The organism is Streptococcus sp. sy018, from assembly GCF_007859185.1.
In the GTDB taxonomy this organism is placed as follows: Bacteria; Bacillota; Bacilli; order Lactobacillales; family Streptococcaceae; genus Streptococcus.
This window is the reverse complement of sequence record NZ_VOHN01000003.1, coordinates 138,859-152,090: the sequence shown is the minus strand read 5'-3', so window position 1 is coordinate 152,090 and position 13,232 is coordinate 138,859. Positions and strand designations below refer to the sequence as shown.

12 protein-coding genes are annotated in these 13,232 nt (G+C 41.4%); 2 read left to right on the top strand and 10 right to left on the bottom strand.

The window, feature by feature from the left end:
* Nucleotides 1-188 precede the first annotated feature (188 nt).
* Both leuS and pbp2a read right to left on the bottom strand, forming a co-directional pair.
* Nucleotides 189-2,690, bottom strand: coding sequence for a leucine--tRNA ligase (gene leuS / locus FRX52_RS04090; protein WP_146538595.1), 2,502 nt, complete (start codon nt 2,688-2,690; stop codon nt 189-191).
* Nucleotides 2,691-2,792: 102 nt separating this feature from the next.
* On the bottom strand, nt 2,793-5,057 hold the full coding sequence (gene pbp2a / locus FRX52_RS04085; protein ID WP_186603342.1) for a penicillin-binding protein PBP2A: 2,265 nt from the start codon (nt 5,055-5,057) through the stop codon (nt 2,793-2,795).
* A 94-nt stretch (nt 5,058-5,151) separates the two neighbouring features.
* Here pbp2a and FRX52_RS04080 point away from each other — a divergent pair, with 94 nt between their 5' ends.
* Nucleotides 5,152-6,027: an RluA family pseudouridine synthase gene (locus FRX52_RS04080; protein WP_146538593.1), complete on the top strand. Its 876-nt coding sequence runs from the start codon at nt 5,152-5,154 to the stop codon at nt 6,025-6,027.
* A 24-nt stretch (nt 6,028-6,051) separates the two neighbouring features.
* Here the strand turns inward: FRX52_RS04080 and groL are convergent, their stop codons facing one another.
* The 6 genes from groL to FRX52_RS04050 form a co-directional block, all read right to left on the bottom strand.
* Nucleotides 6,052-7,668 carry a chaperonin GroEL gene (gene groL, locus FRX52_RS04075; protein WP_146538592.1) on the bottom strand — a complete coding sequence of 539 codons (1,617 nt, stop codon included), beginning with the start codon at nt 7,666-7,668 and terminating at the stop codon, nt 6,052-6,054.
* A 15-nt stretch (nt 7,669-7,683) separates the two neighbouring features.
* Complete coding sequence (gene groES / locus FRX52_RS04070) at nt 7,684-7,968, bottom strand: co-chaperone GroES (RefSeq protein ID WP_146538591.1); 285 nt, start codon at nt 7,966-7,968, stop codon at nt 7,684-7,686.
* Between the two features lie 135 nt (nt 7,969-8,103).
* The gene (locus FRX52_RS04065) at nt 8,104-8,499 is read right to left on the bottom strand and encodes a single-stranded DNA-binding protein (RefSeq protein WP_146538590.1); all 396 of its coding nucleotides are present in this window, start codon (nt 8,497-8,499) and stop codon (nt 8,104-8,106) included.
* Between the two features lie 69 nt (nt 8,500-8,568).
* The gene (gene ytpR / locus FRX52_RS04060; RefSeq protein WP_146538589.1) at nt 8,569-9,195 is read right to left on the bottom strand and encodes a YtpR family tRNA-binding protein; all 627 of its coding nucleotides are present in this window, start codon (nt 9,193-9,195) and stop codon (nt 8,569-8,571) included.
* 15 nt (nt 9,196-9,210) lie between these two features.
* Nucleotides 9,211-9,525, bottom strand: a complete 315-nt coding sequence (locus tag FRX52_RS04055; protein WP_146538588.1) for a thioredoxin family protein — start codon at nt 9,523-9,525, stop codon at nt 9,211-9,213.
* A complete protein-coding gene (locus FRX52_RS04050; RefSeq protein ID WP_146538587.1) occupies nt 9,512-9,802 on the bottom strand; it encodes a DUF4651 domain-containing protein in 291 nt (96 codons plus the stop codon). Before FRX52_RS04050 ends, FRX52_RS04055 begins: the two co-directional genes overlap by 14 nt.
* A 91-nt stretch (nt 9,803-9,893) precedes the next feature.
* On the opposite strand from FRX52_RS04050, the gene pepA reads away from it, so the two are divergent.
* A complete protein-coding gene (pepA, locus tag FRX52_RS04045; RefSeq protein WP_146538586.1) occupies nt 9,894-10,952 on the top strand; it encodes a glutamyl aminopeptidase in 1,059 nt (352 codons plus the stop codon).
* Between the two features lie 55 nt (nt 10,953-11,007).
* On the opposite strand, the gene FRX52_RS04040 is transcribed toward pepA, so the two are convergent.
* A complete protein-coding gene (locus FRX52_RS04040; RefSeq protein ID WP_146496346.1) occupies nt 11,008-12,195 on the bottom strand; it encodes an acetate kinase in 1,188 nt (395 codons plus the stop codon).
* Nucleotides 12,196-12,250: 55 nt separating this feature from the next.
* Nucleotides 12,251-13,204: a class I SAM-dependent methyltransferase gene (locus FRX52_RS04035; protein WP_146538585.1), complete on the bottom strand. Its 954-nt coding sequence runs from the start codon at nt 13,202-13,204 to the stop codon at nt 12,251-12,253.
* Nucleotides 13,205-13,232 lie beyond the last annotated feature (28 nt).

The window sequence follows — 13,232 nt, the reverse complement described above, 5'->3', positions numbered from 1 at the left end:
CAAAATGGGCAAAGCTCATCACTCTTGTGAGGAGATAAATCCCAAAAGGAATTGACCGGCTCACAGCTGTGACGATGATTTTTCCAAAAGGGATTGATAAACTCACAAGGTTTTCTCTTGATTTCCAAAAACTCCCAACTAGAAAACTAGCTGGGAGTTGATTGTTATTATCTGCTTTCTCTACAAGACTACTTCACAACGATATTGACCAATTTGTTTGGTACGGCAATAGTTTTGACGATAGTCTTACCTGCAAGAGCTTCTTGTACCTTGTCATCTGTTTGAGCTAGCTCAATAAGCGCATCACGCTCCATGTCTTTTGCTACAATCAACTTGGTTTTTACCTTACCATTGAGTTGAACGACAATCTCAATCTCATCTTCGACTAAGTACTTGTCATCCCAAGCAGGAAACGGTTCATAAGAAATAGACTGACCTGAAGACGTCAGAGCCTGCCACAACTCTTCACCCAAGTGAGGGGCAAATGGAGCAATCAACTGCACAAAACCTTTGGCATAGTCAAGGTAGAGCTTGTCTTCCTTGTTTGCAGCATTGACAAAGATCATCATCTGAGCAATCGCCGTGTTAAATTTAAGGGTTTCAACCTGCTCGGTTACTGCTTTAACGGTTTCATGATAAACCTTGTCAAGTTTTCCATTGTTTTCAGTTGTGGTTTCCTTGGTCATAATCAAACGATAGACACGATCAAGGAACTTACGAGCACCTTCTAGCCCTTCTTCTGACCAAGCAATCGACGCATCAAGTGGCCCCATGAACATCTCATACACACGAAGGGTGTCAGCACCATAGGCTTCAATGACATCATCTGGATTGACGACATTTTTCAAGGACTTCGACATCTTAGCTGGTGCCTGCTCTAGTGCTTCGCCAGTTTCAATATGGAAGAAACCACCATCACGTTTTTCAACCTTGTCCGTAGCAACCAAGGCACCACGACCATCACGGTAGCTTGTTCCCAAAATCATCCCTTGGTTAAAGAGTTTTTGGAACGGCTCTTTAGTAGGCACAACTCCCAAATCATAAAGGAATTTATGCCAGAAACGAGCATACAAGAGATGAAGGACTGCATGTTCTGCACCACCGATATAAACATCAACTGGCAACCATGCCTTGAGCAAGTCCTCGTCAGCTAGTTTGTCATTATTTTTTGGATCGATATAACGCAAATAATACCAGCTTGACCCTGCCCACTGTGGCATGGTGTTGGTTTCACGACGACCCTTAACACCATCTGCACGCGTCACACTCAACCAGTCTGTTAGATTGGCTAGTGGGCTTTCTCCTGTACCTGACGGTTTGATATTATCTGTTTTTGGCAAAACAAGTGGTAGTTCATCTTCTGATAGGGCTGTACTTGTCCCATCTTCCCAATGCACAATTGGAATTGGTTCACCCCAATAGCGTTGACGACTGAAGAGCCAATCACGCAAGCGATAAGTGACTTGTTTTTGACCAAGACCTTTTTCTTCCAACCAAGTCAACATGCTATCAATCGCTGCTGCTTTATCCAAACCATTTAAGAAATCTGAATTGATGTGGATACCATCTTCAGTGTAAGCTCCTTGGCTAATATCGCCACCCTCAATCACTGGAAGGATTGGTAGGTCAAATTGGTTGGCAAACTGCCAATCACGCTCATCATGGGCTGGTACCCCCATAACTGCCCCTGTTCCATAACTAGCTAGCACATAATCTGAAATCCAAACTGGCACTGCTTGGTTGTTGGCTGGGTTGATAGCATAAGCTCCTGTCCAAACACCTGTTTTATCCTTAGCAAGATCGGTACGCGCCAAGTCAGATTTTAAGCTGGCTTGATGCTTGTAGTCAGCAACCAATTCTTTTTGTTCTGGACTGGTGATGATATCTACCAATTCATGCTCTGGTGACAAGACCGCATAACTCACACCAAATAGGGTGTCAGGACGAGTTGTAAAGACGGTAAAGCTATGATCGGTGTCTTTAATCTTAAAGGTGACGTTCGCTCCTGTTGATTTCCCAATCCAGTTGCGTTGCATGTCCTTGATTGATTCTGGCCAGTCAAGGTCTTCTAAATCTTCTAACAAACGCTCCGCATAGGCAGTGATTTTCAACATCCATTGACGCATTGGCTTACGCACAACAGGGTAGCCACCACGCTCAGAAGTGCCATCTGGCAAGACTTCTTCATTGGCAATGGCAGTGCCTAGCTCCTCAACCCAGTTAACAGGAACTTCTGCTTCATAGGCCAAGCCTTTTTCATAAAGTTTAGTAAAAATCCACTGCGTCCACTTGTAATAATTTGGATCTGTCGTGTTGATTTCACGTTCCCAATCGTAAGAAAAACCAAGGGCATTGATTTGACGCTTGAAGTTTGCAATATTTTGAGCGGTAAACTCTGCTGGGTCATTTCCCGTATCCATAGCATACTGTTCAGCAGGTAAGCCAAAAGCGTCCCATCCCATAGGATGAAGCACATTATACCCCTTAGCACGTTTATAACGACTTAAAATGTCCGTCGCCGTATAGCCTTCTGGATGCCCAACATGAAGCCCTGCTCCACTTGGGTAAGGAAACATATCCAAGGCATAAAAATTTGGTTTATTGGGGGCATTGGTGGTCTTAAAGGTTTGATTTTCTGCCCAGAAAGCCTGCCACTTAGGCTCGACAGATTTGTGATTGTAGTAAGACATAAATTTCTCCTGTGACTTGGTCTTTATCTAAATAGCCCTAAACGGTCATTAGGGCTAAAATATCTTTTATTATAACATGTTTTACTTGAAAAGAGTAGGGAGCTATTGTAAATAATTCAGCACACGATTCCACAAGTCTTGAGCTTTCTGTGGAAGATTGGCTTCTTCAACAGCTTGGCTGATTTGTTCTTGAGCTTGCTTGGCTGAATCTCTCAAACTATCAATAATAGATTGTGAATTGCTTTCTGTTTCTGTATCAATACTGTAAACAGGCGAAATCCCATTTTGCTCATAGACATTTCTCACACTAAAGGACGTGCCAGTCGTGTAAGGTAAAATATAGCTTGCTAGATTACTGAAAATATAGGATGCCGTTCCGGCACTTGAATCGCTCAAATAATGGCTCTCATCGGTTTCACTAAAGCCTACCCATTGGCTAATTACCACATCTGGTGTGTAACCAATCACCCACTGGTCACTAGCCAAGTCAGGATTGAAATCCGTTTCTGTCGTTCCTGTCTTACCAGCCAAGGTATAGCCGTAAGCATTGGCATTGACCGCCGTACCATTAGAGAAGGTTCCAAGCAACATACTAGTCATCTTATCTGCAACTGATTTACTAATCACTCGCTTGGCACTTGGTTTATACTCTTTAAGTAACTCGCCACTGGCGGTTTCAATTCGTGTAATCAAATGAGCTTTGTTCATGACACCGTCATTGGCAAAGGCAGCATAGGCTTGAGCCATTTCTAGTGGGTTAGTGGTCACGCTACCACCAAGAGCAACTCCTAGCTCTTTCTGAGTCTGACTAAAATCAAGGCCGAACTTTTTCCCATAACTGAACATCTGATCAACCCCCAGTTGATTGGCCAAATAAACGGCTGGAATGTTGTAGGAATTGGCCAGAGCTTGATACATGGGTACATCGTCACTGGTATAGCCACCATAGTTATTGGGTTGATAACCATTAAAATCTATTGGGCTATTAGGTAATTCCGTCGTCATCGACCAACCTGTTGCTATGGCAGGACTATAAACGACCAAGGGCTTAATGGTTGAGCCAGGACTTCTTGCTGATTGAGTGGCATAGTTAAAACTCCTAAAGGTTGGATCAATTGTCGAATTAACACGACCAACTAGACCACGAACACCACCTGTTTTAGGATCAAGGGCAACACTGGCTGCTTGAGCACTGCTACCATCAGCAGCCACTGGGAACAAACTCGTATTATTAAAGGTTGTTTGCATGCCCACTTGATAGTTCTGATCTAATTCAGTATAAATCTTGTAGCCATTATTAACAATATCTTCTTCTTTCAAGCCATATACTGAGATGGCTTCATTGATTACGGCATCAAAATAAGATGGGTATTGGTAATTATCAGCCTTACCTGTATAGGTATCAACAAGGCGACTGTCCATGCCAACTTCTGCCGACTGATCTGCCACTTCTTGCCCAATCATACCAGCGGCTACCATGTTTTGTAAAACGGTGTTACGACGGTTGGTTGACCTTTCCAGAGAATAGTAGGGATTGAAAATCTCAGGCCCTTTGAGCATACCTGCCAAAGTAGCTGCTTCATCTAAGCTAAGATTTGCTGCACTTGTGCCAAAGTATTTTTGACTGGCATCTTCAACACCCCAAACACCATTACCAAAGTAAGCATTATTCAAATACATGGTTAAGATTTCTTGCTTGGTATATTTTTTGGTCAATTCCAAAGCTAAAAAGAACTCTCTCGCCTTACGTTTGATAGTTTGGTCTTGGGTTAGGTAGGCATTTTTAGCTAGCTGTTGCGTGATGGTTGACCCACCACCTGAACGCCCCAAGGTTAACAAGGCCAGAAATGTCCGCTTATAGTTAATGCCATCATTCTGATAAAAACTACGGTCTTCTGTTGCAATAACCGCATTTTCCAAATCATCAGAAATCGCATCTAACTCAACATAACTCCCCTTCTGTCCATAAAGCGTTCCTGCCTGCTCACCGTTTTTATCATAGATAAGTGTTGTCGCTTTAAGTGCTTCTTGTAAGTCACGCACATTGGCTGTTTTAGCCAGATAAAAGAGGTAACTACCTGCCAAAAGAGCAAAACTGACCATAAAAATCAGCAATATCTTACCTAAGCGATAACGTCGCCAAAAGCGACGAAGTGGGTGACGAGGAGATGGCATTAAACGTTTGAATCGTTTAAACCACGCTGGTTGATGCATTTCCTTTTCTTGATAAGACTGGCTACGTTGATAAGCCGAAGACGTCACATCGCTTTCTTGAGCGAAGTTTTGTTCAGGCTGTTCTTTTGACAAGCTTTCTTCAAGTTTTGGTTTTGAACTTAATTTTTTGCTAAATAATTTCATTATTTTCATGTTTACATTATACCAAGTTTCCTTAAAATCAGCAGAAGAAAACCATTCTGGACAAAATATAGGACGATAAGCACAATCGTGCTATAATAAAAACATGACATTTACAGTAACACTAACCAGTCCATTTCCCACCTGCACCGTCAAGGAACTGCTAGAGAACCATCTGCTAGTTCCCCGTAAGATTCGACATTTTCTTCGCACCAAAAAGCACTTGCTCATCAATGGACAACAAATCAACTGGCAAAGCCCTGTTCAGATGGGAGATGTGATTACATTAACATTTGATGAAGAAGATTACCCTCAAAAAAATATCCTGTTTGGAGATAAGAAATTAGTTGATTGTGTTTACCAAGATGAGCATTTGATTGTGGTCAATAAACCTGAAAAGATGAAAACCCACGCCAATCAACCTGATGAACTGGCCCTACTTAACCATGTGTCAGCTTATGCTGGACAGACTTGTTATGTTGTTCATCGCCTAGATAGTGAGACTAGTGGATTGATTCTTTTTGCCAAAAATCCCTTTATTCTACCAATTCTCAATCAACTATTGGAAAAACGACAGATTTCTAGGCAATATTGGGCATTAGTTGAAGGACAATTTCCACATAAAACCATAACTTACACTGACAAAATCGGACGTGACCGTCATGACAGGCGTAAGCGTCTAGTCGATAACAGACAAGGACAGACAGCCAAAACCCATGTTAGCAGACTAAAACAATTTGAAAAAACCTGTCTAGTCAACTGCCAACTTGAATCTGGTCGTACCCACCAAATTAGAGTGCACCTTAGTCATCATGGCTTTGCCTTGGTTGGCGACCCCCTTTATGGAAAAGAAAGCAAACGACTCATGCTACATGCCCATAAACTAGCATTTATTCACCCCCTAACCAGAGAAAAAATCACCCTAACCACCACGTCCAAAACTTTTGAAGCACATCTTAAAACGACATCAAAAAGAGAGTAGTCAACTACTCTCTTTTATCATTTCTTACATCATCATTGATGGATCCATAGCTGGCATAGCAGGTGCTGCTGGCTCTGGTTTATTGGCAACAACAGCCTCTGTTGTTAAAATCAAGCTCGCTACAGACGCTGCATTTTGAAGGGCTGAACGACTAACCTTAACAGGATCAATAATACCTGTTTCAACCATGTTAACCCACTCACCATTAGCTGCATTAAATCCTGTACCTGCTGGGCTATTTTTCAAACGATCAATAATCACTGATCCTTCATAACCTGCGTTAAGTGCAATCTGACGAACTGGCTCTTCCAAGGCACGAAGAACGATATTGCGACCTGTCGCCTCATCACCTTCAAGATCCAACTCGGCTACCTTAGCAATCACATTAACAAAGGCTGTTCCACCACCAGAAACAATACCTTCTTCAACTGCCGCACGCGTTGCATTAAGAGCATCTTCAATACGAAGTTTCATCTCTTTCAGTTCAGTTTCTGTTGCCGCACCGACCTTAATCACTGCGACACCACCTGACAATTTAGCCAAGCGTTCTTGTAATTTTTCACGGTCAAAATCTGACGTTGTTGTTTCAATATGTGATTTAATCAAATTTACACGGTTAAGAATATCTGCCTCTTGACCTGCACCCTCAACAATAACAGTCTTGTCTTTATCAACAGTAACACGCGCAGCTTGTCCCAAATGAGTCAAATTAGCATCTTTCAAGTCCAAACCAAGATCTTCTGTCAAGACTGTACCACCAGTTAGGATAGCGATATCTTCCAACATAGCTTTACGACGATCACCAAAACCAGGTGCCTTAACTGCAACAACATTGAACGTTCCACGAATCTTGTTCAAGACAAGGGTTGGCAGGGCCTCACCGTCAACATCATCAGCCACAATCAAAAGCGGACGACTTGTTTTCAACACTTCTTCCAAAAGTGGCAGAATATCTTGGATATTAGAAATCTTCTTGTCCGTAATCAAGATGAATGGATTTTCAAGATCTGCTACCATTTTCTCGTTATCCGTTACCATGTATTGTGACAGGTAACCACGCTCAAATTGCATCCCTTCAACCACGTCAAGCTCAGTTTCCATACCACGAGATTCTTCGATGGTGATAACACCGTCTTTACCAACACGTTCCATAGCTTCACTGATGTACTCACCAACTTTTTGACTACGAGATGATACGGCAGCAACTTGGGCAATGGCTTCCTTATTCGCAACTGGTTGGGCAATGGCTTTTAATTCATCGACAGCAGTTGAAACTGCCATCTCAATCCCTCGACGGATACCGATTGGATTAGCTCCAGCAGTAACGTTTTTCAAGCCCTCACGCACAATAGCCTGAGTCAAAACAGTTGCTGTGGTTGTCCCGTCACCTGCGATGTCATTAGTTTTTGACGCTACTTCTGACACCAATTTTGCACCCATATTTTCAAAATGATCTTCTAACTCAATCTCTTTGGCAATGGTTACCCCATCATTAGTAATCAAAGGTGACCCAAAAGATTTTTCTAAAACCACATTACGACCTTTAGGCCCTAAGGTTACCTTGACTGTATCAGCCAAAATATCTACACCACGAACCATGCTAGTTCGTGCATCTGACGAAAATTTAATTTCTTTTGCCATTATCATCTACTCCTTTTACTCTACAATCGCTAGAATATCTGCCTCACGAATGATGAGAAGATCCTCATCTCCTTCTTTGACGTCGATACCTGCCATTTGCTCAAACAAAACAACTTGACCTACGGCTACGCTAGGAGTAACCAAGTCACCATTGATGGTGCGTGGCCCTTCTCCAACGGCTAAAATTTCAGCTTTTTTAGGTTTGTTGGTCGATTTTGTTGCCATGACAAAGCCACCAATCATTTCTTCTTTTTCTTCTAATACTTTTACGATAACACGATCGCCTAAGGGTTTTAACATAACTACCTCCATTTTTAGCACTCTTTTATATAGAGTGCTAATTGATACTTCTATTTTATCACTTAGTCAGAATTAGTCAAGAATAAAGTCTTCTTTTTTGTAACGTTTTCAAAAAAACGAAGACAGCTAAATTTATTAAAAAGGTAGGGGTTCTTCATCTAAAACTAAATCGGTCAAGTCATTCGATTGGTTGTTTTCACGAATGGCTCGCTGAGCACGACTCTCCAATAATTGAAAGGCTGTCACCAAAACTTCTGTCATATAATGAGTAGAACCATTTTTCTCATACTTACGGGTACGCAATTCACCATCAACAGAAATTAAACTACCTTTATTGGCATAGCTAGCTAAGGTTTCAGCCAAGCGACCCCAAATTACTAGATTGATAAAATCAGCTTGTCGTTCCCCTTCTTGATTCTTAAATCGGCGATTGACTGCCAAACTCACTCGTGTTAGGTATTTATCTGTTGGCGTCTTAATCAATTCTGGACTAGCTGTCAAGCGCCCAATTAAAATCACTTTATTATACATTTTCTTACCTCCTTATCTTATTATTCGATAAATATAATAAAAAAGAGCAAGCTAACTTGCTCTTTAATTTTATCCCTGCCAATGAATCTTAGCATCAAAGGCCTGACCAACTGGTGTGCTTGGTGCTAACTCGATAATCCCTCGTTTTTCTGGAGCATTAGGAAGTGCGAGTTCTCTAGGCGAACACATCATGCCATGACTTGCCACACCACGCAAGCTACCTGGGAAAATCAGACTACCCTTTGGCATCATCGCTCCTGGCAGAGCCACAATCGTCTTCAAACCTTTCGCTGCATTTGGAGCCCCTGCCACAATCTGTACAATCTGATCTTGGCCAATTGCTACTTGACAGATATTTAAGTGATCACTATCTGGATGTGCTTCCATGGCTACAATTTCACCAACTACAAATTTGGGACTTAAATCATTAACCAAAACCTCGGTAAAGCCTTGAGAGGTTAATTCTTGATTTAATTTTGCGATTTTCTCATCGCTAAGAAAAACTTGACCATTTCCTTCAACATCAATCAGACTAGATACCTCAAAAATATTCCAAGCAACGGTTTGACCACCGTCAACTTGAAATACTCTAGCAATCTTGCCCTTTTTCTCAACTGCTACTGGCTGACCTTGGTCATCAGCCACAATCACCATTAACACATCTCCGACTTGTTCTTTATTATAGGTATAAATCATATCTACTTCCTTATCTTAAATCTCGGCTAAAAATTGATTGATTTCAGCCTTACTCTTACGTTGTTTATTTACCAGACGAGCCAGCTCTTGTCCATTTTGACGCACCACTAAGCTAGGAATGCCAAAAATATCCCATTCTCTAGCCAAGTCTAGATAACGATCACGATCAACTTGAACAAATCTAAAAGTTGTATTTTCTGCTTCAATCTCTGGCAAGCTCGGATACAACACTTGGCAATCTGGACACCAATCTGCCGTAAAGAGAAAAACTGTTTTTTGCTCACTTGCCAAATAGCTCGTCAATTCTTCCAAGGTCTTAGGTTGTAACATTTGCCACCTCCTGATAGGTAAAGTCTCCTTGATAATAACTAAATTCATAAGCTTGGCCAGTTGTCATCACGACACCACCTGTTCGTGCTTCATCATCTAGCCGATAATCATTAAAGTAAAGCACCTCGATTTGACCAAATTGACTGAAAAACTGACGAAGGTGATCCGTCATTTCTTTTTCTTCAACTTGTTGGGTCGTTTGTTTTTGCCAATTATGATAAACTAACCAAGCAGCTAGACTGGTTAGACCTAGTAAGGCTATCTTTTTTTGTTTCATACTCTCTATTTTATCACAAATCAATCTAAAAGACCCTGCTTTATCTGATACTCTAACAAATTTTTGCTATAATGAAGAAAAGGAGGTAGCTATGTCAGATTTATTTTCAAAGATTAAAGAAGTAACCGAATTACAAGCCATTTCAGGTCATGAAGCTCCAGTGAGAAATCATTTACGTTGCAAAATGCAACCTTTTGTTGACCGAGTAGAAACTGATGGATTGGGCGGAGTGTTTGGCATTAAAAATAGTCAACTAGCAGATGCTCCCAAGGTAATGGTGGCAGCCCACATGGACGAGGTTGGGTTTATGGTGAGCCATATCCAAGCAGATGGCACACTGCGTGTGGTGGAAATTGGTGGCTGGAATCCCTTGACAGTCAGTTCTCAACGTTTCACTCTTTATACGAGACAGGGAAACAAAATCCCAGTGATTTCTGGCGCTATGCCACCACATTTAATCAAAGGAACTGCTAGCTTGCCAGCTATTTCTGATATTATTTTTGACGGTGGATTTACTGATAAGGCTGACGCAGAAGCCTTTGGCATTCGACCTGGTGATGTTATCATTCCACAAAGCGAAACCATCCTATCTGCTAATCAAAAATATGTTATGGGTAAAAGTTGGGACAATCGCTTTGGCATCTTGATGGTAACTGAACTGCTAGAAAAACTGCAAGATACCCCACTTCCCAATCAACTAATCGCAGGGGCAACCGTTCAAGAAGAAGTCGGCTTGCGTGGTGCCAAGGTTGCCACCAATCAATTTGACCCAGACCTCTTTTTTGCTGTGGATTGTTCACCTGCTGGTGATGTCTATGGCGATCAAGGCAAGGTCGGCGATGGTACTCTCATTCGTTTCTACGATCCAGGCCATCTATTGCTACCAAATCTCAAAGACTTCCTGCTTGATACGGCTGAAGATGCAGGGATTAAATACCAATATTATTGTGGCAAGGGAGGAACTGACGCTGGGGCTTCTCATTTACAAAATGCAGGAGTTCCATCAACAACTATTGGTGTCTGTGCTCGTTATATCCACTCCCATCAAACCCTGTATGCCCTTGATGACTTCCTAGAAGCTCAAGCATTTTTACAGGATTTGATTAAAAAACTGGATAAAGGTACTCTGGACTTGATTAAATCTTATTAAGCAAACATAAAAGGTATGATTGTCATCATACCTTTTTTAATCGTCAAATAAAATATTATTTCAAACGCTCAACATCACGAGCAATCACTAATTCTTCGTCAGTTGGGATAACCAAAATCTTAACTTTAGAATCAGCACTTGAAATGTCACCCTTGAAGCCAAAAACATTCTTTTCTGGGTCAACACCCATACCAAACCAGCTCATGCCATTGATTACATCACGACGAATCATCCAGCCGTTTTCACCCATACCGGCAGTAAAGACAATAGCGTCTGCACCATCAAGCACGGCTAGGTATTGACCGATAAATTTCTTAACGCGATCAACAAACATGTTATAAGCAAGAATAGCACCTTGGTGACCTTCTTCCATGGCATTTTCAATGTCACGCATGTCACTTGACAGACCTGATACACCTGCTAACCCTGATTCTTTGTTCAAAACATTAACCACATCAGCGGCATCTTTCAGTTCTGGAACATGTTCAACCAAATAAGGAATGATAGCCGGATCAATATCTCCCGTGCGTGTTCCCATCATCAAACCAGCTAGTGGTGTGAAGCCCATTGAGGTGTCGATAGACTTGCCGTGTAGGTTGGCAGTAATTGATACACCGTTACCAATATGAGCAGTAATAATCTTCAACTCCTCAATTGGTTTACCTAGCATTTTAGCTGCTTCGTGAGCAACATAATAATGGCTAGTTCCGTGTGCTCCATATTTACGCACTTTGTAGTCAGTATAATATTTTTCAGCTAGTGGATAGCGGTAAGCGACTTCTGGCATCGTTGTGTGGAAGGCTGTATCAAAGACAGCCACACTTGTAATATCTGGCAAAATATCCTTGAAGGCACGAATTCCTGCTGCGTTAGCTGGGTTGTGTAGTGGTGCTAGAGATGACAACTCTTCGATCTGTTCTAAAACCTTGTCATCAATCAAAACAGATTCTTTGAACAGTTCACCACCAGCTACGACACGATGACCGACGCCTGTAATTTCATCGTAAGCTGCAATGATTTCAAAACGAATCAAATCATCTAAAACTAGCTTAACAGCTTGAACATGGTCAACCACATCAAGCGTTTGTGATTCTTTTTTACCATTGAATTTTACTGTTGAGATTGAATCTCCCAAGCCAATACGTTCAATAATTCCTTGTGCCAAAACCTCTTCTTCTGGCATCTTATAAAGTTGCCATTTAAGGCTTGAACTACCTGCGTTAATTGCAATTGTTTTTGACATAAACACCTCTCCTGAAATCGTTTGCGTTATTATCTTTATTATACCAAAATTTTATCTAAATGGCTTGCTTTGATACCCATTTTTTTACATTTTCCATAAAATCCGACAAGTGAACACGATCTTGCAGACTTCTTAGTGGGTAAACCAAGGTTTCGACTGGCTGTTCCGTGCGTTTTTGCAAGACAAAAATTGACTTAGCATTAGCTGAATGACCAAAAAGATCTTCTGGTAGGGTAATCACGGCTAAAATACTAGCTTCCTTGCTCAACCAATTCTTCAACAAGTCGCTTTGAGGACTGGTTAAGAGATTAACAGGGGCAAGAAAAATCGCCAGACCGTCAGGTTTTAGATACTTCAAAGATTGTTCTAACAAGAGATGATGGGCATAGGTATGCTCATCACTGGCTGCCACTTGGTAGCGACTGGCAATCTCATCATTGGGATAATAGCCCACTGGCAAATCACTGATAATCACATCGCTTGGTTTAATCAACTGGGGACGTACCGCATCTTCTTGGACAAAGCTAACGCTTGAATCCATAACATCAGCAATACTAGCAGATAAGTCAATCAACAAATCATCAACTTCTAGACCCATATAGTCTAACTCTTTCTGACTGTTATTAACTAAGGTCTGAGCCAAATTGCCTGTCCCACTACCAATTTCTAAAACGCTTAACTCTTGTGATGGACTTAAACTCTCAAGTAAAAACAACAAAATAAAACCAATGCTATCTGGGGTAAACTGATGATTGGTTTGCAGGGTTTCTGTTTGGCTGACCTTGATAAAAACAAACTGAAAGGCACGACGCCATTCTTCCTTAGTCAAGGCTAACTCACGCAAGATTTGATTGTTTTTTAAGATGGTTTCATGAGTGGTTTCAGCACCAAGATAATAAGCATTTTGCTCAATCAAGGCATCATAACTATGGGTGTGCAGTTCATTTTGCAAGGTTTGGATATTCTCTAACAACAAGTCATAGGCTTGCTCAATTTTCTCAAAATTCATGGTGTCCTCCTTAGTCTATTATATCAAA

Excerpts from the sequence above, each read along its gene's own strand:
- ytpR (WP_146538589.1), bottom strand. The coding sequence starts at position 9,195 with ATGATTTATACCTATAATAAAGAACAAGTCGGAGATGTGTTAATGGTG.
- pbp2a (WP_186603342.1), bottom strand. The coding sequence starts at position 5,057 with ATGAAAATAATGAAATTATTTAGCAAAAAATTAAGTTCAAAACCAAAA.
- FRX52_RS04040 (WP_146496346.1), bottom strand. The coding sequence starts at position 12,195 with ATGTCAAAAACAATTGCAATTAACGCAGGTAGTTCAAGCCTTAAATGG.
- FRX52_RS04055 (WP_146538588.1), bottom strand. The coding sequence starts at position 9,525 with ATGTTACAACCTAAGACCTTGGAAGAATTGACGAGCTATTTGGCAAGT.
- FRX52_RS04080 (WP_146538593.1), top strand. The coding sequence starts at position 5,152 with ATGACATTTACAGTAACACTAACCAGTCCATTTCCCACCTGCACCGTC.
- FRX52_RS04050 (WP_146538587.1), bottom strand. The coding sequence starts at position 9,802 with ATGAAACAAAAAAAGATAGCCTTACTAGGTCTAACCAGTCTAGCTGCT.
- FRX52_RS04035 (WP_146538585.1), bottom strand. The coding sequence starts at position 13,204 with ATGAATTTTGAGAAAATTGAGCAAGCCTATGACTTGTTGTTAGAGAAT.
- groL (WP_146538592.1), bottom strand. The coding sequence starts at position 7,668 with ATGGCAAAAGAAATTAAATTTTCGTCAGATGCACGAACTAGCATGGTT.
- leuS (WP_146538595.1), bottom strand. The coding sequence starts at position 2,690 with ATGTCTTACTACAATCACAAATCTGTCGAGCCTAAGTGGCAGGCTTTC.
- pepA (WP_146538586.1), top strand. The coding sequence starts at position 9,894 with ATGTCAGATTTATTTTCAAAGATTAAAGAAGTAACCGAATTACAAGCC.
- FRX52_RS04065 (WP_146538590.1), bottom strand. The coding sequence starts at position 8,499 with ATGTATAATAAAGTGATTTTAATTGGGCGCTTGACAGCTAGTCCAGAA.
- groES (WP_146538591.1), bottom strand. The coding sequence starts at position 7,968 with ATGTTAAAACCCTTAGGCGATCGTGTTATCGTAAAAGTATTAGAAGAA.